Genomic DNA, 519 nt, shown 5'->3' on the forward strand with positions numbered 1-519 from the left:
AAGACGTGTTCTCGATCTCGGGTCGCGGTACGGTGGTCACTGGCCGTATCGAGCGCGGTATCGTCAAGGTCGGCGAAGAAATCGAAATCGTGGGTATCAAAGACACGGTCAAGACCACTTGCACGGGTGTGGAAATGTTCCGCAAGCTGCTGGACCAAGGTCAAGCGGGCGACAACGTTGGCGTGCTGCTGCGCGGTACCAAGCGTGAAGACGTCGAGCGTGGCCAAGTGCTGGCCAAGCCCGGTTCGATCAAGCCACACACGCAGTTCAGCGCCGAGGTGTACATTCTGTCCAAGGACGAAGGTGGCCGTCACACGCCGTTCTTCCAAGGCTATCGTCCCCAGTTCTACTTCCGTACGACGGACGTGACGGGCACGATCAAGCTGCCGGCCGACAAAGAAATGGTTCTGCCCGGTGACAACGTGTCGATGGAAGTGACGCTGATTGCGCCTATCGCCATGGAAGAAGGTCTGCGCTTCGCTATCCGCGAAGGTGGCCGTACCGTCGGTGCCGGCGTCG

At 59.7% G+C, this 519-nt stretch carries 1 protein-coding gene; it reads left to right on the forward strand.

Going from position 1 to position 519, the window contains the following annotated elements; genetic code table 11:
• The coding region (locus H0484_RS15065; RefSeq protein ID WP_255645453.1) for an EF-Tu C-terminal domain-related protein at nt 1–519 on the forward strand (519 nt) is incomplete at both ends.

This window comes from Mesopusillimonas faecipullorum (assembly GCF_020539505.1).
In the GTDB taxonomy this organism is placed as follows: domain Bacteria; phylum Pseudomonadota; class Gammaproteobacteria; order Burkholderiales; family Burkholderiaceae_B; genus Mesopusillimonas; species Mesopusillimonas faecipullorum.